Genomic DNA, 23,196 nt, shown 5'->3' with positions numbered 1-23,196 from the left:
CCGAGCATCCTGCCGTCCCCGGCAGGTGGACGCCAGAGGGGCCTCGCCCGCTGCCCGTTCGGGCGGTTTCACCGGTGCCCGCCTCCACCGAATGGGGCGTGTGGGCCGGTGCGGTGGGCGCGTCCGAGCCGGCGGGCGGTACGGGCGGCGGAGGATGTGCCGGGCCCGGTCGTGCTGGTGCGGACGGGTGTGCCGCTGGAGGGAGAACGGTGTTGCCGGGCGAAGGCGATCGGGCAGGACAGGACGAGGTGGGCGCGCGCGGCGCGGTGGCGGAGGTGCGGGACGCGATCACCGTCCGGGCCGCACTGATCATGCTGGGCGTCCTGCTCCTGCAGTTGGGGTTCGCGCTGTCGTACATGGGGGCCTTCCACGCGCCCAAGGCGCACCGCGTGCCGGTGGCCGTGGTGGCGCCGGCGGCGCTCGAAGGCAGTGCGGTCACGCGGCTCAACGCGCTTCCGGGTACGCCGCTGGCCGCTACCGCCGTCGCCGACCGGGCGCAGGGCCGGAAGCGGTTGCTGGACCGCCGTGCCGACGCGGTGTTCATCGTCGACGCGACCGGCCGTACGGACACCGTCCTGATCGCCTCGGCCGGCGGGCCGTCGGCGTCCGACGCCGCCACGAAGGTCGTGCAGGTCGTCGACGGGAAGCAGGACCGCCGGATCACCGTGCGGGACATCCGCCCGCCGGCGTCGGGCGACTCGCGCGGCCTGTCGTCGTTCTACCTGGTGCTGAGCTGGACGATCGGCGGATACCTCGCCTCGTCGGCGCTGAGCATGGCGACCGGCTCGGCCCGTCCGACGCTCCGCCGCATCCTGGTGCGGCTCGCGGCGATGGTGCCCTACGCGTTCATCTCCGGCATCGGAGGCGCGGTCATCGTCGGCCCGGTGCTGGACTGCCTGCCCGGCGCGTTCTGGGAGCTGGTCGGCATCGGCACCCTGGTGGTCTTCGCCTCCGGCGCCGTGGGCGTCGCGCTCCAGTCGCTGCTGGGCACGATCGGGCTCGGTGTCACCATCCTCATCTTCACCGTCCTGGGCAATCCCAGTTCGGGCGGCGTCTACCCGGCCGCCCTGCTGCCGCCGTTCTGGCGCGCGATCGGCCAGGCGCTGCCCCCGGGCGCGGGCACCACGGTCGTACGCAACACCGTCTACTTCGACGGCCACGCCACCACCGGTTCCCTGTGGGTGCTGGGCGCCTGGGCGTTCGGCGGCCTGGTCGTCGCGATCGGCTCCGCGGCGGTCCGCCACCGGCGCACCCGACGCACGTCCGTCGCACCGGCGACCTGACGCCGGCGGAAAACCGGGGAGCGTCGGGTGACCCGGGCGGCATACGCTCGCGCCATGACGATCACGTACGCGTGGCGGGACGACTTCGACAACACGGCCGTCGACGCGCTGCATGCGGCGGGCTTCGGCCACCCGGCCTCGGGCGCCTCGGGCGCCTCGGGCGCCTCGGGCACCGACTGGCAGGCGCAGGTACGGCGCCACAGCCTGGGCTGGGTCTGCGCCCGCGACGACGGTGACCTCGTCGGGTTCGTGAACGTGGCGTGGGACGGCGGTGTCCACGCGTTCATCCTGGACACCGTGGTCGCGGGCAGCCACCGCCGTACGGGAATCGGCGCCGGGCTCGTCGCCGAGGCCGCCCGCCAGGCGCGTGCCGCCGAATGCACTTGGCTGCACGTCGACTTCGAGGAGGACCTGCGGGCGTTCTACCTCGACGCCTGCGGGTTCAGGCCGACGGCCGCGGGGCTCATCGCGCTCTGAGCCCGCGCCGCGGCGGCCGGCCCGCACCTCAACTCCGCCCGCCCGCGCGGCGATGCGCGCCGTCCGGCTCGAAGCGGCGCGCGCCGTCCGGTTCGACGGCGCGCTCGGTGGCCGGTTCGGTGGCCGGCTCGATGGCCCGCCCGGTGGTGCGCTCGCTGTCGTGCCGCCCTTCCTCGCCGGTGCCCGTCACGATCGCGCGGCGGTGGGGGAGGGCGACCAGCAGGGCCAGCAGGACGAGCAGCCCGCTCGCCCACAGCGGCCCGAGGTCCCCGGCCGGGGTGGTGAGGGCGGCCGCTGCGACGAGCGGCCCGAGCGCGGCGCCGACGTTGAGCGCCGCGGTCGCGTACGCGCCGGCCATGGTGGGCGCGGCCGCGGCCGCGTAGAGGACCCGCGTGATCAGGGTGCTGCCCAGCGCGAAGGACAGCGCGCCCTGGACGCACACGAGGGTGAACAGGGCGACGGGGGAGCCGGCGAGCAGTGCCAGGGCGGGCCAGCCGGTGAGCAGCATCGGACCGCCGGCCGCCACGACCAGCCCGGGCCGCCGGTCGGCCAGGCGCCCGGCGACGGTGACCCCGGCGAAGGAGCCCGCGCCGAAGAGCATCAGGACGACCGGGACCCACAGCCGGCCCAGGCCGGCGGTGCCGGTCGTGACGGGGGCGAGAAAGGTGAAGCTCGCGAAGGTCGCCGCGTTCACCAGCGCGCCGAGCAGCATCGCCAGGATCAGCTGACGGCTCTTGAGTTGGGCCAACTCCGACCGCAGCGGCGGCGTACCCGGCGTAGCCGTCGCACATGGCGTACCCGGCTCACCCGGCGTACCCGGCCCGGCGCGCCCCGCAGCTCGCCCCGGGACCGCCTTGAGGATGCCGAGCGCCGCGGGCAGGCAGAGCGCGGCGACGGCCCAGAACGTGGCCCGCCAGTCCAGCAGCGTGCCGAGCACCGCGCCCGCGGGGACACCGGCGACGGTCGCCAGCGTCGTGCCCGACAGGAGCACGCCGAGCGCGCGGCCCTTGCGGTCCGGCGGGACCAGGGCGGTGGCCGTCGTCAGGGCCACCGCGAGGAACCCGGCGTTCGCGAGCGCGGCGACGACCCGGGTGGCGAACAGGACCGGGAAACTCGTGGTGGTGGCGGCCGCGGCATGGGCCGCCGCGAACACCAGGAGGAACCCGAGCAGGCTCGTTCGGCTCGGCAGGTTGCGGGCGAGCGCGGCCGTCAGCGGGGCGCCGATGGTCATGCCGACCGCGAACGCCGAGGTGAGCGCGCCCGCCGTGGCCACGGTCACGCCGAGGTCGGCGGCGAGGTCCGGCAGCAGGCCGGCGAGCATGAACTCGGACGTGCCCATGGCGAAGACGGCCAGGGCGAGCAGATACAGCGCGAGGGGCATGGGGTGGCTCCGAGGTGGGGCGAAACGTGAACAGGACGTCTCGTCACCGCGGTCAGCCCACGGGCAGGCACCTCGTCCGGCCGCGTGACGCGGCGGGACGATCAGGGCTGCGAACTCAGCGGTTCAGGGGGCTGACGGCGTGACCGAAAGCCCCCACCGGGTCCGACTCGGGGCTCACCATGCCCCGCACGCTACCGGACCGAACCGCCCGCTCGCACCGTTGAACTATCCGGCCACCAACTCCCTTGGCACGAAGCCCTCGTCGGCCAGGCGCCGCCACAGCTCGTCCGGCACGGGCGTCCGTGCCGCCTCGGCGTTCGCCGTCACCTCGGCGGCCGAACGGCAGCCGACGACGACGGAGGTGACCGCCGGGTGCAGGTACGGGAACTGGACCGCCGCAGCCGGCAGTGCCACCCCGAACTCGTCGCACAGGGCCTGGCAGCGCCGGGCCCGGGCGAGCGCCTCCGCGGGCACCGGACGGTAGTTGAACATGGCGTCGTCCGAAGGGTCCGCCAGCAGACCGGTGTTGAAGACCCCGCCCACCACCACCGCGGTGCCGGTCTTCGCGCACAGCGGCAGCAGCGTGTCCATCGCGTCGTGGTCGAGCAGGGAGAACCGGCCCGCGATCAGGACGACGTCCACCTCGTAGCCGGCCACGTACGCGGCGAGCGCCGCGCTGTGGTTCATGCCGAACCCGATCGCCTTGACCAGGCCCTCGTCCCGCAGCCGCCGCACGGCCGCGTACGCGGTGTCACGGACCTCGTCTGCGTATTCGTCAGCGTCGTGCAGGTAGAGGATGTCCACCGCGTCCCGCCCGAGGCGTTCCAGGCTGGACTCCAGGGACTCGCGGATGCCCCCCTCGGTCCAGTCGGTGACCACGTCGGTGCCGGAGCCGTCGGCCCGCGGTCGCAGCAGCCAGCCGGTCTTGGTCGAGATCACCGGCCGGTTCACCCCGGCCGGCTCCAGCAGCCGGCCCAGCCGCTCCTCGGCCTGGCCGTGGCCGTAGCGCGGCGCGGTGTCGAAGTAGCGGATGCCGGCCTCGGCCGCGGCCCGCAGCGTCGCCGCCGCGTCCTGCTCGGTCACCTCCTCGAACAGCCCGCCCAGCGGGGCGGTGCCGATCCCCAGCGGGGGCAGGTCGAACGGCAGCCGGGACGGGGTCCTTCGGGCCAGGGGCGCGGTCATCGGGCCACCTCCCAGGGGGAGGTGCGGGCGGGATCGCCGCCGCGCAGCGTCATCGTCATGGTCAGCCGCACCCGGGTGCCGCCGGGGAGCACCACCTTGCAGTAGCGGCCCTCGACCGGGAGTGCGGCGCCGTCGTCGGCGCGGACGGTGTGCAGCACGTGCTCGGCGAACGAGCCCGCCTGGAGCAGGACCGTGCGTGCGGCGGTGCCGAGGTTGACCAGTTCCACCACGGTGTGCTCGGGCCGGATGTCGGACACCAGCGCGGCGACGTCCGCGGGCAGCCCGGGGCGCTGCTCGACGGCGTCGTGGTAGCGCACGTGCAGCTGGGCCAGACCGCCGTTGTAGAGCACCTGCGGTGCGCCGGTGGTCAGTTGGAGCAGTGCCTCGGTGACCACCGGGTTGAGGTTCTGCCAGTGGTGGATACCCAGGGCGTCGGGGCCGACGGCCGGGTCCATGTCGTCGCGCTCGATCGCCTCGACCCGCTGGGCGCAGACCGCGAGGGCACTGGCCAGCATCCGCTCGGGGAAGTCGGCGTTGCGTCCGCTCAGGAACTCGTGCCAGGGCTCCTCGTGGCCGCACTCGTCCTTGGTGCGCTGGGTGTGCACCGCCGCCCAGTCCCAGCGGGACCCCTCGCGCAGCCGCTCGACCCGTTCCGCGTCGCCGGCGTCGCGGCTGAAGTGCCACAGGGACAGGGGGAGTTGGGTCGGCATGACGGTGAAGTCGAACCAGCCGGAGTCGTTGTGGCGCTGCGGCACCATCAAGGTGCGCTCACCCGGGATAGTGCCCAGGTGCGGACGCCAGCGGCTGCCGAGGGTGCCCATCTCGCCGGCGGTGCGCTGCTCGGCGTGGCGCAGCACCGCGTCCAGCGGGTTGCGGGCCAGCTCCAGGAAGCCGTCGTCGCCGGTCACCAGGCTCGCGTTGACCGAGCCGACGATCGCGGCCGACGCGACCGACGACAGCCCGTGCGGCCACGACCAGCCGTAGTGCCCGCCGTACCAGCGGCCCTCCAGGTACTCGCCGACCTCGCCGCCGAGCCCGGCGTTGTCGGGCACGACCTCGCGGCCGGCCAGCCGCTCCCGCCAGGCGCCGACGTACTCGGCCACCCAGTCCGCGTAGCGCCGGTCGCCGCCGAGCAGCCAGGCGTTGGTGGCGAGCGTGGTGGAGGCCACGTTGACGAGCGTGTCGCCGCGCCCCATCCGGTCCCACATCACGCGTCCGTAGGCCCGGGCCCGCTCCGGCGAGTCGGCCAGCTCGTCGAAGGAGGCGACCCCGGTGCCCCAGTCCAGCGGCAGGCCGTAGGGCCGCAGCGCCAGGCTCCAGGGGAAGTAGACGTCGTGGTCGCTGAATCCGGGGCGCGGTCCGCCGGTGCCGGTGTGCGGCGCCCGGACGACCCGGTGCTCGGGGTCGTAGTTGGGGCCGCCGGGCAGGTAGACGTCGGCGAACCGGCAGGCCAGCTCCCGCAGTTCGGCGTCGCCCGGGTCGGCGAGGCACAGGCCGTAGAAGAGCAGCATGCCCTCGCCCTGGTGGAACCAGTCGTAGCCCCGCTCCAGCCCGTCCACGACCAGGCCCATCTCGGTGAGCTGCCGCGTCACCCCGCGCCAGTGCCGGCGCGCGGCGGGCAGCAGGTCCGCGCTGCCGCCGAGCAGGTACAGCGTCGGCCAGTTGAAGAACGGCTCGTAGAAGTCGTCCACGCCGTCGCGGTCGTCCAGGCCGTGGCCGAGCGAGTCGCGGAAGACGAGGCGGCCGTCGCCCTCGGTGTAGCGCTCGGCGAACACGCGCCACGCCTTGTCCTGGACGGCGAACAACTCCCGCTCCAGCGCGGCCCACCGAGGTGCGTCGGTGACCTGGCGGGTGGCGGTCAGCTCCGGTACGCGCGCGGCTTCGGGGGCGGTCATCGGCCCGCCGTCCCGCGGTCCGTGCCGTCGATCCGTTCAACCCCGAGTATCGGGTACACCCGGCCTCCCATAATCGCCCATCGATAGCCGATTACTAGACTTCAGTGCGGGGACGGCTGTGTCAAGAGCCGTCGACGACCCTGGAGAAGGAGCCGACCATGATCGACTGCCACGCCCATCTGTGGGACCCGCGCCGGGGTTTCCCCTGGATACGGCCGGGTTCCGCGCACTACCGGCCCTTCACGGCGGACGACCTGGCGGCCGCGGCCGCGGCCGCGGGCGCGGGCGCGGGTACGGGCGCCGGCCTGACCGGGACCGTGCTCGTCGAAGCCTCCCGCGGAGATGCGGCCGAGACCCTGGACCTGCGCGAACTGCGGCTGCGCCGACCGGATCTCGTCGCCGGATACGTCGGCAACCTTCATGTGCACGGCGGCGCCGGGCCGCACCGCTTCCGCGCACTGCTCGACGCGTGGGGCGACACCCGGCCGAACGGCATGCGGATGGGCGGGCCGGCCTGGAAGGACACCCCGGAACCGGCCCGGCGGCTGGTCCCCGTGCTGGCCGAGGCCGGCGTGGCACTCGAACTCAACCTGGGCGAAGGGGCCTTGCGGGCCGCGGCCGAGGCGGCCGCCGCGCACCCCGCGCTCGCCGTGGTCGTCGACCACCTCGGCAACCCGCCCAACCTCCTCAAGGAGCCAGGGAGTTGGTACCAGGACATGGAACTGGCCGCCGCGGTGCCGAACGTGCACGTGAAGATCTCCGGCCTGCTCACCCAGCAGCACGGCGTGCCGGCCGACCGGACGACGCGGCTGGTCCGGCAGGTGGTGGACGCCTTCGGTCCCGACCGCTGCCTGGTCGGCTCGGACTGGCCGATCTGCCTGCCGCGCGGCTCCCGGGCGCAGTCGCTGGACGTGGCCCGGGCCGGTCTGGCCCATCTGCCCGCCGCGCGGCAGCAGGACGTCCTGCACGCGACGGCCGTCCGCGTCTACGGGTTGCGCGGTTGACAGTGCTCGGGCCATCCTGCTTCGATTCAGTCGATCGATAGGCGATAGGTGAGTACACCTGTCCGCCCGGGCCGGTGCGCGCCGCCGCCCCGCTCGCCGCGTCCGCGCGGCCCGGGCGGGCCGGCGGGCCGACCGGAATCCGATCGACATCCGATCGGACGGCCCGGGCGAGGCCGCCGTACGCGGGGTTGCCACCCGGGCCGGACCCGAGCCGGGCGCCGCGCGGTGCGCGAGCCCGGCGGCAGGTGTGCGAGCTTGGGCGGTTATCCATCGATAGACGATAAAAGTGCGTACCATGGAAGACTCGCCCTCAGAGCGCAGGATTGGGAATCATGGCATCGAACCCGTCGGCTGACTTCGTCTCCACGCTGGCCACCAACAAGGACCGGTTCAGAAAGACCCTGATCTCGGACCAGGTGTACGGGCTCCTTCGCCAGTCCATCGTCGACGGCGAACTCGGGCCCAACGACCGGGTGGTCGAATCGGAGATCGCACGGCGGCTGGGGGTCAGCCAGGCACCGGTGCGCGAAGCGGTCAAGCAACTGGCCCGTGAGGGCCTGCTGATGCACGTCCCGCGCCGCGGCCACTTCGTCGTGGAGATCTCCTCCCAGGACGCCGAGTACGCCCGCCAGGTGCGGGAACCGCTGGAACGCCTGGCCGCGCAGCTCGCCACCGAGCGCATCACCGAGGAGCAGCTGCAAGCGCTCGACGAGCTGGTCGAGCAGATGCACGGCGCCGTCAAGACCAACGACGTCGGCCGGTTCCGCGACGCCGACATCGAGTTCCACACCCTGATCAGCCAGAGCGCCGGCAACCCGTTCCTGGCGCGGATGTGGGAGGTCATCGAGCCCAGTCTGCGGGCGCTGCGGGCCATCGCCGACCCGCTGTTCGAAGGCGACTGGCACGCCATGGCCGACGAGCACGGCCGCCTGGTGGGCCTGCTGCGCGCCGGTGACGGCGACCAGGCGGCCGACGCGTTCGCCGACCACGCCGCGGGCCGCGGCCCGGTCCCCGACGCGCGGCCGAAGCAGCCCCGCAAGAAGACCGCGGCGGCCAAGCGCCGCAGCTGAACCGAACGCCCAGGTGCCCGGGCCGGCGAACTCCGCCGGCCCGGGCACACCTGTCTCCAGCCGTCAACGGCGGGCGCCCGCCGTCCACTTCGGCGCACCGTACTGGTAGGCGCCGAGGCTCGGAACCGCGTCCGTCGAGCCGTCGTTGATCCCCGCCAGCGGGATCGCCTGGTTGCGGGCCGGCGACGCGGCGGTCAACTCGTAGTCGTGGCCGGCCGCGTCCACGAAGAGCGGATCGACCGTGGGATCGAGGTTGTTGGACATCAGCAGCCCCCCGTCGGTGGCACCGTCCGAGCCCGTGATCGTCCCGATGTTGTTGTAGATCTTGGTCCCGGTCGACTGGTTCGTGCCCTTGACGTACATCATCGTCATGCCGCCGGTGTTGTTGTACACGCCGTTGTTGTACGACCCGGAGCCCAGGCCGTTCAGCATCACCGTGCCCTGGAGGTTGTTCCAGCCGACGTTGTTCGCGATCACCAGGTCACTCTGCCCGTTGTCCGCGTAGACACCGGCGACCGCGAACGGCGTCACCCCCGGGGTCGGCGTGCCGTCGTGCAGCAGGTTGTGGTCGACAGAGGTGCCCATCATGTCGGCGCCGCAGCAGGTGTAGATGCCGGCGGTGTCCAGGCTGAGCCGGGCGTACTGCGAGATGTCGTTGTACGCGATCCGGTCCTTGTCGGCGGTGAGCCCCGCGTTCGTCCCCCACTGCAGGTTGATGCCGCTGCGGCCGACCCGGTAGATCGTGTTGTTCATGACCGTCTGGGAGTTGCCCATCACGGCGATGCCGGCCGCGTAGGTGCCCATGTAGTCCACGTCGTGGATGATGTTGTCGGTGGCGGTGTTGTTCTGCCCGCCCAGCGCGATGCCGTTGCCGGCGCTCAGCGACAGGTCGCTGTTCACGATCGTGTTGTTCGTGCCGTTCAGCACGACGCCGGTGTCACTGATCCCGCGGTCCACGCTGGACCCGCAGTCCGTGGTGCCCTGCGTGATGTCCGTGTAGTGCGACAGGTAGCTGCCGGTGATCGTGTCCAGCGTGTCGTGGCTGGTCGTCGACCCGGTCCTGATCGTCGAGGCGAACAGGTCGACCCCGACGACCGAGGTGTACGACGCGTTCGTCAGGTCGAAGGCGAGCTGCCGCGCCTTCGCCTCGACGGTGTGCTGCGCCGGGCTGTCCGTGCTGTAGAGGTACAGGCGGTGCGCGGTCGGGTCGTAGAACCACTCACCGGGGTTCGCCAGCTCGCCGATCTTGCCGGACAGCGAGTAGCGGGTGTCGGTCGGCACCACCTTGTGGACGCACGGCGGCGCGGCGGCCAGCGTCACCGAGCCGGCGGCGGAACTGGCCACGGTGGTGGTGGCCGACACGTACCAGTAGCCGGTCAGCGCCCGCGCGCCGTTCCAGTACCCCGCGGGGCGGGTCAGCGAGGCGTCGTCGATGGTGGCGTCCGCGCTGCCGGCACCGGCGTGCTCGATCGTCGGGTTGAGCAGGTCCAGGCCCGGGTAGGGCCACTGGGCCTCGATGTCCATCTGCTTGTCGGTGAAGACCTGCACCGTGGACGGGTCGCTGCCGAGGTCGACGCCCGTGCTCCAGACGTGGCCGGCGGCCACCGCGTCGCTGAACGCCGAGTTCAGCGCGTAGGGGTCGCTCTGGCCGATGGCGGTGACGTCGGCGCCGGTCACCTGCGTCCAGCCGGCGACGCTGGAGGCGCCGCTGATGGTCACCTTGGCGCCCGCGGCCGCGCGGTAGGTGATGGGCAGGCCCGAGCTGCCCGAGTGGGCGGGCACGACCGTCTCCTGGTAGGTGCCCGACTCGATCATGCAGGTGTCGCCGGCGACCATGACATCGGCACACTTCTGGATGTGCTGGAACGGCGTGCCGGAGCTGAGCCCGCCCGAGGTGTCGCTGCCCGACGGCGAGACGTAGTACGTCTGGCCCGTCTCGGCGGCGTGCCGGTGGGCACTGTGGGCGTCGGCCGGGGCGGCCGCCACCATCGACAGGACGGCCGCCGCGGCGGTCACCGCGGTGAGCAGGCCCCGGCGGGTGCGGGTGTGCGATCTGTTGAGCACTCCACTGTCCTTTCTCCTGACTGGACTGATGGGAACCGGTCGGGCGGTGTCATCCCTTGACCGCGCCGACCGTGAGACCGCTGATGATGTGGCGCTGCATGTAGATGAAGAAGATGACCACGGGGGCCACCGCGAGCAGCAGGTTGGGGAAGACCTTCGTCAGGTCGGTCGAGTACTGGCTGATCCCGGCGTAGATCGCCGTCGTCACCGTGTAGTGCCCGGACGACGGGCTCAGCAGGATCTGCGGACTGATGAAGTCGTTCCAGATACCGATGGAGTTGAGGATCAGCACGGTCACGACCGCGGGACGCATCAGCGGGAAGATGATGGTCCAGAAGGTCCGGTAGCGGCCCGCGCCGTCGATGGTCGCCGCGTGGTCGATGTCCACCGGGATGGTGCGGATGAAGCCGACGAACAGGAAGATGCTCACCGGCAGCGTGGACGCCACGTCGTGGGCGACCAGGCCGGTGACGGTGTTGGCGAGCCCGAGGTCCCGCAGTACGTAGATCACCGGGATGATCACCGCCGCGCCCGGGATGAAGGTCCCGGCGAGGAAGTACAGCATCACCAGTTGCGTGCGCCGCTTCATGCTCCGGGCGATCGCGTACGCGGCCGGTCCGGCGAACACGATGCACAGCACGTCCACGGCCACGACCAGGAACAGGGTGAACCCGTAGCCGCCGATGACGTTGTACTGCGGGCTGTGGATCGCCGCCGACAGGTGCGAGAACGTCAGACGGCTCGGCACCAGCGAGAAGGGGTTGTTGAGAATGTCGGTCTGTGACTTGAAACTGTTGACCACCAGCAGGTACACCGGCACGACCATGACCAGGAACAACAAGGTCAGCAGGAACCAGCGCAGCGGGGAGCGCGCCTCCCGCCGCTCCTCGCGCGTGGGACCGTCACCTCCGGCGACCGATGTCGTCCTGCTCTTGTCCCGGGGCTCCGCCTCCAGCACGGCCATCACCGCCTCCTAACCTGTCGCTGCTTGATCTTGGCGGTTGCGCAGTGCCGTCACCACGAGGGCCAGCACGGCGGACACGACCATCAGGAACACCGCCTGGGCGGTCGCGTATCCGACCTTGGTGCTCTCGAAGGAGCGGGCCAGAATGAGGTACGAGAACGTCTGGGTCGAACCGGCCGGCCCGCCGCCGGTGAGGCTCACCACGATGTCGTAGGCGCGGATCAGCCCGACCAGGTTGAGCACCGTCGCGATGGTCACCACCGGCGCGATCATCGGGATGACGACCCGCAGGTTGGTCTGGCGCCGGTTCGCGCCGTCGATCGCCGCGGCCTCCAGCAGTTCGGCGGGCACCGTCTGCAACGCCGCCACGAACAGCACCACGTTGAAGCCGAAACCGGCCCACACGATGACGGCGATCAGCGAGATCAGCGCCATGTGCTCGTCGAAGAGGAACCCGACCGGGTCGACGCCGAACTTGGCCAGCGTGTTGTTGATGGCGCCGTTGGTGCCGAGGATCGCCGCCCACAGATAGCCGAGGATCAGCGCGCTGATCACATGCGGGAAGTACGCCACGGCACGGAAGAACGAGTTGCCGCGGGAACGCCCCTTCAGGATCAGCGCGTACACCAGGCCCAGACCCACCTCGAACACGGTGCCGAAGACGGCGATGAGCGCCGTCACGTACCAGGACTGGGTGGAGTTGGGGTCGTCGAACAGGTGCCGGTAGTTGGCCAGGCCGATGAAGTCGGCGGAGGAGAAGCCGTTCCAGTCGGTCAGGCTCAGATAGATCGCGACCCCGACCGGTACGACGGTCAGCACCGTGTACAGCACCACCGCCGGGCCCATCATGGCCACGGAGACGGCGGCCCCCCGGATGCGGGTGGCCCGGCGGCTCGGCGCGGGTCTGCCCGGGCCGGGGACAGCGCCGGAGCGCTGCCCCCGCCGTGTCAGCTCTGCGAGTTCCACCACTTGTCCAATCCGGACGCCGCGCTCTTCGCGGACTTACCCGAGAACAGCGACTGGATCGTCGTGTTGAGCTGGTCGCTGTAGCCGGCGATCGGCTGGTTCTTCCCCGACTTGACGATCACCGAGGGCGCCTTGTCCAGGATCTGCTGAACGGACTTGCCGAGGCTGGACATCGGGTAGTCGAAGCCCTGCCGCAGGTTGCCGTCGGCGGCGAGCTGGCTCTTGACCGCCGCGGGGTCGGTGACCAGCCACTTGACGAAGTCGATCGCCGCTGCCTTGTGCTTGGAGTGGTTGACCACGACGTACGGGTCGGAGATGTTGCCGAACTGGCCCGAGGGGTAGGCGCCGTCGGTCGGCATGGAGAACACGCCGATCCCGTCGCTCTTCTTGGCCTGGTCCGCGGCGGGCACGAAGTACGAACCCATGATGTACATCGCCGACTTGCCGTTGAGGAAAGCCGTCTGGCCGTCCGCGTAGGTCAGGCCGAGCGCGCTCTTGTTCAGGTAACCGGAGTCGATCCAGTTCTTGTAGTCCTGGAAATAGGACGTGTAACCGCTGTCGGCGAATTTGACCTTGCCGTCATTGCGCTTGGCGACCCAGTCCGGGTCCGCGGTCATCACGCCGGCGTCGGCCATCATCGAGAACTGGGCACCCGTCACCCACTGCCCGGCGGTCTGCAACGGGGTGTATCCCGCGGTCTTCAACTTCCCCATCGCGGCGGTGAACTGAGCCATCGTCTTGATACTCGACGCGTCCACGCCGGCCTTGGTGAAAGCGGCCTTGTCGTAGAAGACGAGCGACTGGATCTGCTCGCCCACACCGACCACATACCGCTTTCCGTCGATCGCGTACTGGTCGGCCAGCGGGGTCTTCGCCGTCCAGGGCTGGTCGGTGAGGTCGGTGTACAGGTCCGTGTCGTCCGCGGTCGGCGTGATCTGCTGCGCGATGTCCGGCGGGTCGCCCGCGGCGAGGTCCTGGGTGAGCTTGGCGTTCGCCGATATCGTGCCGGTCAGCTCCAGCTTGACCTTCGTGCCGGGGTGCGCCTTCTCGTACGTGTCGAAAAGGGTGTTCCAGTACTGCTCGGTGAGGTTGGGAGTGATGTTGACGATGACGCGGAGGGTCGTGCCCCCGGCGGAACTCCCGGAATCGTTACCACCACAGGCCGCGGCCGATGCCATTACCAAAGGGGCCGCGGCGAGAGCGCAGGTGCGGCGCCAGATCTTTCTCATAGAGACACGCTCCGTTGCGTAGTCATGAACACAGACGGCCGAGATCGAAGCACATGATTTCGGCGGGGTCAACTGCCCGCAGGAGACCGGGAAATCGGTTCCGACGGTCCCGACCGCAGGGTTCCTTATTGCGTCGACGAAAGGGTCGCTTGCTGCGGGAACCGCCATGCGGCGATTCCCGTGGGGCCACCGACCGGCTGCGGTGCGGGCGGTGGGAATTGCTGCGGCCGGGCGGGCGTGGCCCGCCGGCCGGTCCTGGGCGAGCCGGCTCCGCGGGGGAGCGGCACGGCTCGCGTGTGGTGCGGGCCTTCCGGCCGTCCCCTCACCGGTGGGGAGGGGACCCGCCCGCCCGGCGCGGTGCCGTCCCGCGGGACGCGGGACGCCGGCCGCCGCGCGGGCGGGTGCGGCCCGGACGCCGGCACGCGTCCCGTGCCGGCCTCTCGTCCGGGCCGGCCGCGCGCGGGGACCGGCCCGGTGCGCGGTGCGGGTGTCAGGGCCGCACCGCGCGGCCACGAAGTGACGGCCCACGGCCTCTGGTGGAGTCGCATGGACCTTCACCTCCAAGGATTATCGTCTATCGATTACTGATGCTATGTGGGCCGCCCCGCATGTTCAAGAGCCGTGCAGCAAGCCCTTACCTTCCGTCGGACCGGCGCCAACGCACGGAGATCCGGCCGGAGTCGGCGGGCGCCGGGACCGTCAGGGTCAGCCGGGTGAGCCGGTCGCCCCAGCTCAGCCGCACCTGCGCGTCGTCCAGCTCCCGCGGCTCGATCGCGGCGACGGCGATGCGCTGGTCCCACTCCATACGCAGAGCGGGACCCGAGCGCGCCGACACCAGCGCCCACCCCTCGCCCAACTCGACCTCACCGGAAAGAACATGACGGACGGTCAGCTCTCTGCTCGGTCCTTCCCAGCGGTCCTCCACGACCACCTCGGCCGGCTCGCCGCCGGCGGCGCGGACCAGTCGCACCTCCCGCTCCCAGCGGGCCACCAGGCCCGGCGGATAGGCGCCGCTCAACTCGGCGCGCAGCGCGGTGACCGCGTCGTCGAGTCGTACGGTCACCTCGCGAGCGCCGTGTTCGGTGCCCGGTGCCTGCCCGCCGCCCGGCTCGGGGACGTTGTGCCACGCGCTCTGGAACGGCCAGGCCTCGTAGCGCCGAGGCCCGAAGGTCTGCGCGGTGTAGACCGGCCGCCCCACGTCCACCACCAGCGGCCGGCCGTCCACCGCCACCCAGTACGAGCCGACGTCCAGGTGGTTGTGATGCTCGCCGTTGTGCCCCGCCTTCACCGCCATCGCCAGCCCGGACGACGTGCCCGCCGTCTCACGGGCCACCAGGAGTTGCAGGCGCGGCAGCCAGGAGGCGTGCGCCAGCCACGGCGCACCGTCCTCGGCACGCTCGGCGGCCTCGGGGGAGAGGGCGGCCCCGGCGGTGACCGTGTCCTCGGTGGTGACGGCACGGCACCACCGCGCGTCCGCCAGCGCGGCCAGTGAGCGCCCGAGGCCGCCGACGTCCGCCACGCCACCCGCCTGCCGGGCCGCGGCCACCGCGTGGGCGGCCGTCTCCGCCTGGCCCAGCCGTTCGCCCCACCGGAACACTACCTGCCAGGGCCGCCCGCCCCCCAACCGTGCAGGCGCGTCACCGACGTTGACGTAGAAGTCCGCGCCGAAGTGCATCCGCTGCGGGTAGCGCAGCACCTGCGGCAGCAGCGGCAGGTCCCGCGCGTCGAGCTGCGCGCCGCCGGTGTCGGCGAGCAGGTCCAGCGTCTCCAGCACGCGGCACGCCCCCGCGAACCAGTACGCGATGCCCTCGTCGATCCCGCCGTCGTCGGGCAGCGCGACCAGGTAGTGGTCCAGGTCCCGGACGGCCAGGCGGACCAGGCGGGCACGCCGGGTGTCGTCGTCGCACAGCAGCAACGCCGAGGCCACGACGGCACTGTGGACCCAGGGGTTCCAGTTGTTGGCGCTGCCGTCGGCGCCGATCCAGTGCCAGTCCCGGACCTGTTCGAACGGTGTGAGCACCCGGTGGTCCACCTCGCGGCGCAGCCGGCGACGCACGCCGGGCGCCCTCCGGTCGAGGTGCGGCCCGAGCACGCGGTCCGCCCACGCGAACAGCGCCGCGGCCTCCGCCGCGCCCAGATCGAGGAACGGCTGCTCCGGGTCGGGCACCACCTCCCCGCGGGAGGACGTATGGCGGTCGTGCGGCGCCCAGCACCAGGTGCTCGCCTCGGCGAAGGCGACCAGCCCGTCCACAGCGGCATCCAGGTGCGGGCACCCCCCGGGCGCGTCCGCGTCCGCCACCTCGCCGGTGAGCACGGCGGCCAGCACCAACAGCGTCACCCGCTCCCGCAGCGCCCTGGCCCGCCCCTCGTAGGCGTCCCGATCGCCGTCGCGCAGCGCCCTGGCCCAGGCCGAGGCGGTCAACGACGGTGCCGGGCGGGCCAGTTCGGCGCCGGCCAGGGACAGGACCTCGGCACGTATCGGCTCGGGGACGGCGTCCCACACGGACCGGTCGGTCACGTCGGGAACACCACAGCGCGCGGCGGGGCCGGCCGACAGCGGATGCGCGGGTGCGGCGCCGCCGGGCGGGTCCAGGGCCGGGGCCAGACGCTCGTACAGGGGTCCGGTCACGGCGATCAGCCCTCCCCGTCCAGCACCAGCTCGATCACGGGGAGCAGCACGTCGGGCCGGGCGATCGGCACCGTGAGGGTGAGCGTGTCCGCGCTGCGGCCGGGAGGAGCCAGGTTGTTGTGCTCGTGCTGGGCGCCGTCGAGCCGGCTGAACCGGACCTCCGACCCGTCGTGCAGGAACTGCGCGTAGCGCACCCGGCCCGCGAGTCCGGGCAGGTGGACGTGCTTGAGCGGCCAGGTGGGCAGGTGCAGGTAGAGCCGGTTTCCCGCCTGCGTGTACAGGCCCTGGCTGGGCGGCTGGTATGCGCTCGGGCCGGCGCCGTGCACGGACCGGGCGTGCACCTCGCTCCACTCGCCGAGCTGCCGCAGCGTGTCCCGGGCCCGCGGGTCCAGCGCGCCGCGGCCGGTCGGGCCGACGTTGAGCAGCATGTTGCCGCCGCAGGCCACCGACTGCACCAGCATCCGGACCAGCAGGCCGGGGTCCTTGTAGTCGTGGTTGTCCCGGTCGTAGCCCCACGACCCGTTGAGCGTGTGGCACGCCTCCCACATGACCGGCACGCCGTCCCGCTCCAGCGGCTCGTCCGGCTGGTACTGCTCGGGCGTCACGTAGTCGCCCGGGATGCCGAGCCGGTCGTTGACGACGATGCCGGGCTGCAACTCGCGCACGGTGCCGAGCAGTTCCTCGGCGCCCCACTCGGCGGGTCCCATCCCCGGGTAGCTGAAGTCGAAGAACAGAAGGTCGATCTGCCCGTAGCCGGTGAGCAACTCCCGTACCTGGTCGTGCAGATACCTGCGGTATTCGGCCAGGTCCCGGGGCTCCTGTTCCGCCGGCGTGCCGCGCAGCGGATGGTGGCGGTCCACCGGGAAGTCGGGGTGGTGCCAGTCGAGCAGCGAGTAGTACAGCCCGACCCGCAGCCCCTCCGCCCGCATCGCGTCGGCGAACTCGGCCACCAGGTCCCGGCCGGTCGCGCGTGCCGAGGTGTAGTCGGTGAGCGAGGAGTCGAACAGGCAGAACCCGTCGTGGTGCTTGGCGGTCAGCACCGCGTACCGCATCCCGGCCTCGCGCGCGGCCCGCGCCAGCTTCTTCGCGTCGAACAGGTCCGGGTCGAAGTGCTCCAGGTAACGGTCGTACGCCTCCTGGGACATGGCCTCCCGGCTGCGCACCCACTCGTGGCGCGCCGCGAGGCTGTAGAGCCCGAAGTGGACGAAAAGTCCGAAGCGCGCGGCCCTGAACCATGCGAGGGAGGGCGGGGTTGGGGTGGGCACTGAAGTCTCCTGTCGTGGTTGACAGTTCTTGTCGGTCGGCTGTTATCTACCATCGATAGGCGATAATGTCACTGATGGTTGCGTGCAGAGCTGTGCGCAGAAAGGCGTGGCGGATGAACCCGACAGGGGATCAGGGAGCGCCGAAAGTGGGGGACATGCAGACGTACGATTCGATGCTGGCGCCGGTCCACACCGCGTCCTACGTCCGGCCGACCGAGCGCATGCTCACGGCACTCAAGGGGGTGAGCGCCGCGACGGCCTGCGCGAAGCTGCACCAGACCGGCATCACGCGGACCTTCATCGACGGGCCGGTGCCGCTGCACAGGGAACCGGACGTCACGGTCATCGGCGGCGCCGTGACCTTGGAGTTCCTCCCGCAGCGGGAGGACGTCTTCTCCGGCGCCGAACAGGAGGACGCCGAGCGCAAGACCGCGCTGTGGGGCGTGCTGGAGTCCATCCAGCCCGGTGACGTGCTGGTGGTGTCGGCGCACGGCAGCCACTTCACCGGCTGCCTCGGCGACATGCTGGTGCGCTACTTCAAGCTGCGCGGCGGCGCGGGCATCGTGGTGGACGGACGGGTCCGCGACGCGGCCCGGATTCGGGCGCTGGGCGTACCCGTCTGGTGCACCGGGGTGACGCCGCACTACGCGTCGCAGACGGAGCTGTTCCCGTCCGCCTTCAACGTGCCGGTGGGCGTCGGCGGTGTCCTGGTGACCCCGGGAGACCTGATCGTCGCCGACGAGGACGGGGCGGTCGCGGTGCCGCAGGCCAACGCGGTTCCGCTGGGCGAGGACTCGCTGGCCCACCAGGACCGGGAGATCTTCGCCCGGCAGCGCCTCGACGAGGGCGGACGGCTCTCCGACTACTACCCGCTCACCGGCGCGGGGCTGTCGGAGTACCTCGTGGGACGCGCGGCGGAGGGCGCGAGCTAGACAGAGAGTTCCGTCCGGTCGGGACGATGGTCGCGGTCTTGCCGTATGGGGCGGCGAGGCCGCGCCGTCGGCGGCGCGGTCGGCGACTTCGGCCCCTTCGGTCTCGCTCCGGTGGTGTGTGACGCCGGGTGCCCGCGGGTCCGTGGGTCCGCGGCCTGGCCGGCCGCCTACTGGGGCGCTGTCGCGATCTGGATGAGGTTGCCGCAGGTGTCGTCGAAGACGGCGGTGGTGACGGGGCCCATCGTCAGGGGCTCCTGGGTGAAGCGGACACCGAGGCCGAGCAGCCGCTCGTACTGCGCCCGCACGTCGTCGACGGCGAACTGGGCGAGCGGGATACCGTCCTTGACCAGCGCGTCGCGGTAGGGCTTGACGGCCGGGTGGCCGGCGGGCTCCAGAAGGAGTTCGGTGCCGTCGGGATCGTTCGGCGAGACGACGGTCAATCAGCGGTCCTGCTCGCCGAGCGGCACGTCCTGCTTCTTCACGAAGCCGAGGATCTCGGTGTAGAAGCGCTCCGCCTCGGCCTGGTCGTCGACGAAGACACTGGTCAGATGGATCTTCACGGGGTGCTCTCTTCCGGTGCGGAGGTGTCGGGCACGGGCCATCGCTCTGCGATCTGCCGCAGCGGGGCCGTGTCGAGGTCGTGGAACTTGTAACGGCCCTCCCGCCTGGTCACGACGAGCCCGGCGGCCTCCAGTACGGCGAGGTGCTGGGAGACCCCCTGACGCGAGATGCCGAGCCGGTGCTTCATGGTCAGGCGCGCGCAGATCTCGAACAGCGTCTGCCCGGACTTCTCCGCCAACTCGTCCAGGATGGTGCGACGGGTGGCGTCCGCCAGGGCTTTGAAGAGGTCGTCTGCCACCACCTCAGGATAGGCAAGCGTTCACTTGCCTATCAAGTCGAAGACCACCGCACTCCGGCTCGTCCCGCGCTCGCGGGTGCGGGTCCGTGGGTGCGCGGGTGGCCCGGTCAGCCCGGATGGATCGGTGGCGCAGGGCAACCTTTCCCGGCCGTCCCGAGTCTGCGTTCCCATGCGAAGGCGGATTGCCGCGGGTGTCGCGGCCACGGTGTGCTGGGCGATCCTGGGCCTGGCGGGCTGCTCGGGCGACTCGTCCGGAGACAGCAAGGGCGCGGCTCCGTACGACTTCGACGGGACCGGCAAGGACGGCCTCGTCGTCACCAACAGCGAGGCCACGGTCGACGGTCTGCGGTATGGCGGGTACGCCGCGGTACTGCCGGGCAGCGCTCGCGGACCGGACCCGAAGCACGCGCGGATGCTGACGCAGAACGGCGTCGGCGCGGGCCCCGCGGGCCAGGGCGCCTACTTCGGGGCGAACGCGACCTCGGCCGACCTGGACGGCGACGGCAAGGCCGACCTCGTCGTCCAAGCCGGCTACAGCACGCTGTTCGTGGTGTGGAGCGGCTCCGCGGCAGGCGGCAAGCCCGCGCGGCTGCACGGCACCCGGCCCTTCACCGGCGACTTCGACGGCGACGGCCACGCCGACCTGATCGCCACCGTGGGCGGCGGCTACGACGACGGGTCCTCGACCGAGACCATCTTCTACGGGCCGTTCAGCCGTTCCGGCAAGCCGGCCCGCACCGCGACCGTGAAGATGCCGATGGACGAGAACGGCTTCCAGAGCGAGAACGTGGTCGCGGTCGGCGACGTCAACGGGGACGGCCGCGACGACCTGATCACCTCCTGGGCCGCCGAGTACACCGACGTGGCCCACACCCCGCGCGCCACGGTCGTCTGGTACGGCACGCGCAAGGGGATCAGCCGGGGCCCGCGGCTGAAGGACGCCCAGGGCAGGGACGTGTACGGCAGTTCCTACGGCGAGCCCGTCACCGTCGGCGACTTCGACCACGACGGCTGCGACGACATCGCGGTCGGCCTGCCGGACGAGTTGCGCTCGAACGACGAGGAGCCGGTCCCGCCGACCGGCGGCAGCCGGCTGACCGTGTGGTACGGCAGCAAGCACGGCACCGCGCGCAAGCCGGTCACCTTGACGGCCAGGACTCCCGGGCTGCCCGGGGCGCCTGTCGCGGACGGGTTCGGCAGCCTGCCGGTGGCGGGGGACGTGAACGGGGACGGCTACGCGGATCTCGCGTTCGTCGCCCAGGCCGGCAAGGACTCGGCCGAGCTGCTGGTGCTGCTCGGTGGTCCGCGGGGGCTGACCACGTCCGGTGCCCAGCGCGTGCCCCGCAAGGGTGTGACGGCCATGGCGATGCTCGACACCGACGGCGACGGTCGGGCCGACCTCGTCACCGGGGCGTCCTACCTCCGCCCCCAGCGGCTGACGGTGCTGCGCGGCAGCGCGAGCGGCCTCGACCTGCGGCATCCGGTCACGATCAGCTCCGGCGACCTCGATACGGCCGTCCCGCCCGACGGCCCGGGCTTCGGATCGGCCTTCGGCCACTGAACGGCTCATGCCGGCGGGGCGGTGACGGCTCCCGCCGGGGCGACCCGGAGGACGCCCGCTCTGGAGGCCGAGCTGGTGCCACCCCGGTTCGCCCCGGAGCGCCGGGCGGGGCGCCCACCGATTCCGTTTCACCCGGGTGGAGTGGTTTCGTCCGGGCGGAAGTCGCGGGACTGCTGTTCCGGGTGGGGATCGGGGGGTAGCGTTCCGGGTCGTGCCGCGGAACCGGCGACACGCCGGGTGGCCGGTCCGGCGGCACGTGCGGATGGGCGTGCGGGCGGGAGGATCGTCCGTGAGTTCGCGGGTCCAGGGGGTACTCGTCCCCCGATGCGCCGACCAGCCCACCCGCCGGCTGCGCTCCACCCGTCCGACCGGCCGTTCGAGCGAAGGGTCCTCCCATGGTCAGGTTCTCCCGCGCGAGGGTGATGACGGTGATCGCGACCGCGCTGGCGGCGGTGGGGATCATGTCCGCCGTCCCCGCGCTGGCCGACCCGCCCCCGCCGCCGCAGACCCCCACGGCGACCACGTTCGACGGGACGCCCACCGTGGGCCCGCTGTTCCGCAACGGGCTCGACCAGCACCACGGCTGCACCGCCAGCGTGGTGGCGAGCCCCCGCCACGACCTTCTCGTCACCGCCGCGCACTGCGTCACGGGCACCGCCGCCGGCTGGCAGTTCGCCCCCGGCTACCGCGGCGGGCAGACCCCGTACGGCGTGTGGACCGTGACGCACGCCTACATCGACCCGCGGTGGGCCGGCGGCCAGGACCCGCACTACGACTACGCGATCCTGCAGGTCGCCGACCAGTCGATCGGGGGCGTCAAGACCGCGATCCAGGACGTGACGGGCGGCAACGTCCTGGCCCCCGCGCCCCGCGCGGGCCGGAGCATCACGGACGTCGCGTACAACTCCGGCATCGACGACCTGCCGATCCACTGCGCCACCACCGCCACGTACACCGACGGGTTCCCCGGCTTCAACTGCCATGGCTTCGTGGGCGGCAGCAGCGGCAGCCCGTGGCTGGCGAAGGTGCCGGGCACCCATGTCACCGAGGTGGTCGGTGTCATCGGCGGCCTGTACCAGGGCGGTTGCTACGAGTACACCTCCTACTCCTCGCCGCTCACCTGGCAGGCGGACAAGCTGATCCTCCGCGCGACCCTGGGCCAGCACCCCGACGTGGTGCCGGCCGCCGGAAGCGACGGCTGCTGAGACGTCCGGCGGCGTCCACCCGGGCCGGCCCCGGATCTGCGAGGGCCGGCCGTTCCGGGAGTACGCCGGAGCACGTCGGAGCACATCAGAGCGCGACGATTCCCTCGCCGCCGACGGCTCGGGGGACCGTCACGCGGCCGACCGAGATGAGGGCCCCGTCCGGCGCGATCCGGAAGGCGTCGACACCGCCGGTGGCGCCGGTCTGGACGTAGAGGAAGTGCTGGTCGGGGGTCACGGCGGAATCGACGGTGCCGTCGCCGGTCGCGGTGTTCCCGAGGGATTCGAGGGTCGCCCGGCGGGTCTGCCGAAACCCGGAGAGCGTGTTGCTGCCGGCGTTGGAGGCGTAGAAGCGGTCGCCGGCCCGGACCACCCAGCAGGTGGCCATCTGGCCGGTGGACGCGCTGTCGAGCCGGACGGCGCTGCCGTCCCGGCGGATCGCGAAGGTCAGCACGGCGTTGGTGCCGGCGTCGGTGACGACCAGACGGCCCCGGTCGTCGAAGGTGAACCCGAAGGGCACCGACCCGCTCGCCTCGGTGACGACGGGCCGGGCGGTCAGGGCTCCGGAGGGGCGCACTCCGAAGACGTCGATACTGCTGCCGCCCGCCTTCGTGGTGACGACCAGGCGGGAACCGTCCGGGGTGAAGGACACCTGGCCGGGGGTGTGGGTGAACTCCGGTGCCGTGGTGGTGTCGAGGCCGAGCTTCCGGTGCCACCCCGCGACGCGCTCCAGCCGGTTGCCGCCGGTGATCCGGTAGCCCTGGAGGGAACCGCCCTCGCGCGCGTTGAGGACGTAGACCCGGTCACCGCGGACGGTGACGCTGACCGGGAAGTTTCCGCCGGACGTGACGACCTGTTCGCGGTGGAGCCTGTCGCCGTCGACCGAGAAGACGGTGACGGTGTCGCTGCCCGCGTTGACCGCCAGGAGCAGGTGGTGCGCGCAGTCGTAGGCGAGGGAGCCCTGGGAGGCGAGGTGGTCGACGACCGAACCGTCGAGCATGCCGCCCTTGCCGCCGGTGGCGAAGGTGCCCTGCCGGTGGAGGGAGCCGTCGGCGGCGCGCCGGTAGGCGACGATCTCGTTGCCCGCGGTGTTGTCCGTCTGGACGAACACCGGACCTTGGGATCCGATAGGACGCGGGGTGGGTGACGCCGCCGCCGAAGCGGCGGGGAGAGCACACACGGTCAGGGAGCCCGCCACAGCGACGGCGGTCCTGGCAACCTGAGCGAACGTGG

Annotated in this window: 17 protein-coding genes and 2 pseudogenes; 7 read left to right on the top strand and 12 right to left on the bottom strand. The window is 72.0% G+C overall.

Features of this window, described 5'->3' with window-relative positions; genetic code table 11:
* Positions 1 to 275 precede the first annotated feature (275 nt).
* Together OG370_RS01015 and OG370_RS01010 are read left to right on the top strand one after the other, a co-directional pair.
* On the top strand, positions 276 to 1,283 hold the full coding sequence (locus OG370_RS01015) for a DUF3533 domain-containing protein (RefSeq protein ID WP_443060834.1): 1,008 nt from the start codon (positions 276 to 278) through the stop codon (positions 1,281 to 1,283).
* A 54-nt stretch (positions 1,284 to 1,337) separates the two neighbouring features.
* Positions 1,338 to 1,760 carry a GNAT family N-acetyltransferase gene (locus OG370_RS01010; protein WP_328459553.1) on the top strand — a complete coding sequence of 141 codons (423 nt, stop codon included), beginning with the start codon at positions 1,338 to 1,340 and terminating at the stop codon, positions 1,758 to 1,760.
* A gap of 184 nt (positions 1,761 to 1,944) precedes the next feature.
* On the opposite strand, the pseudogene OG370_RS01005 reads toward OG370_RS01010, so the two are convergent.
* The 3 genes and pseudogenes from OG370_RS01005 to OG370_RS00995 form a co-directional block, all read right to left on the bottom strand.
* Positions 1,945 to 3,141 (bottom strand): annotated as a pseudogene (locus OG370_RS01005) (Cmx/CmrA family chloramphenicol efflux MFS transporter); the annotation flags it as partial.
* 225 nt (positions 3,142 to 3,366) lie between these two features.
* Positions 3,367 to 4,323, bottom strand: a complete 957-nt coding sequence (locus OG370_RS01000) for an aldo/keto reductase (protein ID WP_328459551.1) — start codon at positions 4,321 to 4,323, stop codon at positions 3,367 to 3,369.
* Entirely contained in the window at positions 4,320 to 6,218 is a 1,899-nt protein-coding gene (locus OG370_RS00995) for a hypothetical protein (RefSeq protein ID WP_328459549.1), read from the bottom strand. Before OG370_RS00995 ends, OG370_RS01000 begins: the two co-directional genes overlap by 4 nt.
* A 158-nt stretch (positions 6,219 to 6,376) precedes the next feature.
* Between OG370_RS00995 and OG370_RS00990 the strand changes: the two genes are divergently transcribed.
* Positions 6,377 to 7,222 (top strand): amidohydrolase family protein, encoded by an 846-nt coding sequence (locus tag OG370_RS00990; protein ID WP_328459547.1) that lies wholly within the window; start codon positions 6,377 to 6,379, stop codon positions 7,220 to 7,222.
* A gap of 332 nt (positions 7,223 to 7,554) precedes the next feature.
* The gene (locus OG370_RS00985; RefSeq protein WP_328459545.1) at positions 7,555 to 8,292 is read left to right on the top strand and encodes a GntR family transcriptional regulator; all 738 of its coding nucleotides are present in this window, start codon (positions 7,555 to 7,557) and stop codon (positions 8,290 to 8,292) included.
* A 63-nt stretch (positions 8,293 to 8,355) separates the two neighbouring features.
* Here the strand turns inward: OG370_RS00985 and OG370_RS00980 are convergent, their stop codons facing one another.
* From OG370_RS00980 to OG370_RS00955, 6 genes are all read right to left on the bottom strand, one after another.
* Entirely contained in the window at positions 8,356 to 10,356 is a 2,001-nt protein-coding gene (locus OG370_RS00980) for a right-handed parallel beta-helix repeat-containing protein (RefSeq protein ID WP_328459543.1), read from the bottom strand.
* A 49-nt stretch (positions 10,357 to 10,405) separates the two neighbouring features.
* On the bottom strand, positions 10,406 to 11,320 hold the full coding sequence (locus OG370_RS00975; protein WP_328459541.1) for a carbohydrate ABC transporter permease: 915 nt from the start codon (positions 11,318 to 11,320) through the stop codon (positions 10,406 to 10,408).
* Between the two features lie 9 nt (positions 11,321 to 11,329).
* Positions 11,330 to 12,169 (bottom strand): carbohydrate ABC transporter permease, encoded by an 840-nt coding sequence (locus OG370_RS00970; protein ID WP_328473699.1) that lies wholly within the window; start codon positions 12,167 to 12,169, stop codon positions 11,330 to 11,332.
* Positions 12,170 to 12,267: 98 nt separating this feature from the next.
* A complete protein-coding gene (locus OG370_RS00965; RefSeq protein ID WP_328459539.1) occupies positions 12,268 to 13,515 on the bottom strand; it encodes an ABC transporter substrate-binding protein in 1,248 nt (415 codons plus the stop codon).
* Positions 13,516 to 14,149: 634 nt separating this feature from the next.
* Positions 14,150 to 16,144: a heparinase II/III domain-containing protein gene (locus tag OG370_RS00960; protein WP_328459537.1), complete on the bottom strand. Its 1,995-nt coding sequence runs from the start codon at positions 16,142 to 16,144 to the stop codon at positions 14,150 to 14,152.
* Positions 16,145 to 16,149: 5 nt separating this feature from the next.
* The gene (locus tag OG370_RS00955; RefSeq protein WP_328459535.1) at positions 16,150 to 17,409 is read right to left on the bottom strand and encodes an alpha-L-fucosidase; all 1,260 of its coding nucleotides are present in this window, start codon (positions 17,407 to 17,409) and stop codon (positions 16,150 to 16,152) included.
* Between the two features lie 155 nt (positions 17,410 to 17,564).
* Between OG370_RS00955 and OG370_RS00950 the strand changes: the two genes are divergently transcribed.
* Positions 17,565 to 18,341, top strand: a complete 777-nt coding sequence (locus tag OG370_RS00950; RefSeq protein ID WP_328459533.1) for a ribonuclease activity regulator RraA — start codon at positions 17,565 to 17,567, stop codon at positions 18,339 to 18,341.
* 167 nt (positions 18,342 to 18,508) lie between these two features.
* Here OG370_RS00950 and OG370_RS00945 read toward each other — a convergent pair.
* A pseudogene (locus tag OG370_RS00945) lies at positions 18,509 to 18,901 on the bottom strand (VOC family protein).
* Positions 18,898 to 19,200, bottom strand: coding sequence for an ArsR/SmtB family transcription factor (locus tag OG370_RS00940; protein ID WP_328459531.1), 303 nt, complete (start codon positions 19,198 to 19,200; stop codon positions 18,898 to 18,900). The pseudogene OG370_RS00945 and the gene OG370_RS00940 overlap by 4 nt, the downstream one beginning before the upstream one ends.
* A 169-nt stretch (positions 19,201 to 19,369) precedes the next feature.
* Between OG370_RS00940 and OG370_RS00935 the strand changes: the two genes are divergently transcribed.
* Positions 19,370 to 20,761 (top strand): FG-GAP repeat domain-containing protein, encoded by a 1,392-nt coding sequence (locus OG370_RS00935; RefSeq protein ID WP_328459529.1) that lies wholly within the window; start codon positions 19,370 to 19,372, stop codon positions 20,759 to 20,761.
* A gap of 395 nt (positions 20,762 to 21,156) precedes the next feature.
* Positions 21,157 to 21,966 (top strand): trypsin-like serine peptidase, encoded by an 810-nt coding sequence (locus OG370_RS00930; protein ID WP_328459527.1) that lies wholly within the window; start codon positions 21,157 to 21,159, stop codon positions 21,964 to 21,966.
* 85 nt (positions 21,967 to 22,051) lie between these two features.
* Here OG370_RS00930 and OG370_RS00925 read toward each other — a convergent pair whose 3' ends face one another.
* Positions 22,052 to 23,074, bottom strand: coding sequence for a lactonase family protein (locus OG370_RS00925; protein WP_328459525.1), 1,023 nt, complete (start codon positions 23,072 to 23,074; stop codon positions 22,052 to 22,054).
* Positions 23,075 to 23,196 lie beyond the last annotated feature (122 nt).

The sequence above is a fragment of the Streptomyces sp. NBC_00448 genome, from assembly GCF_036014115.1.
Lineage (GTDB): Bacteria > Actinomycetota > Actinomycetes > Streptomycetales > Streptomycetaceae > Actinacidiphila.
Note: the sequence above shows the minus strand (reverse complement) of the source record. Positions and strands in the feature narration are given on the sequence as shown.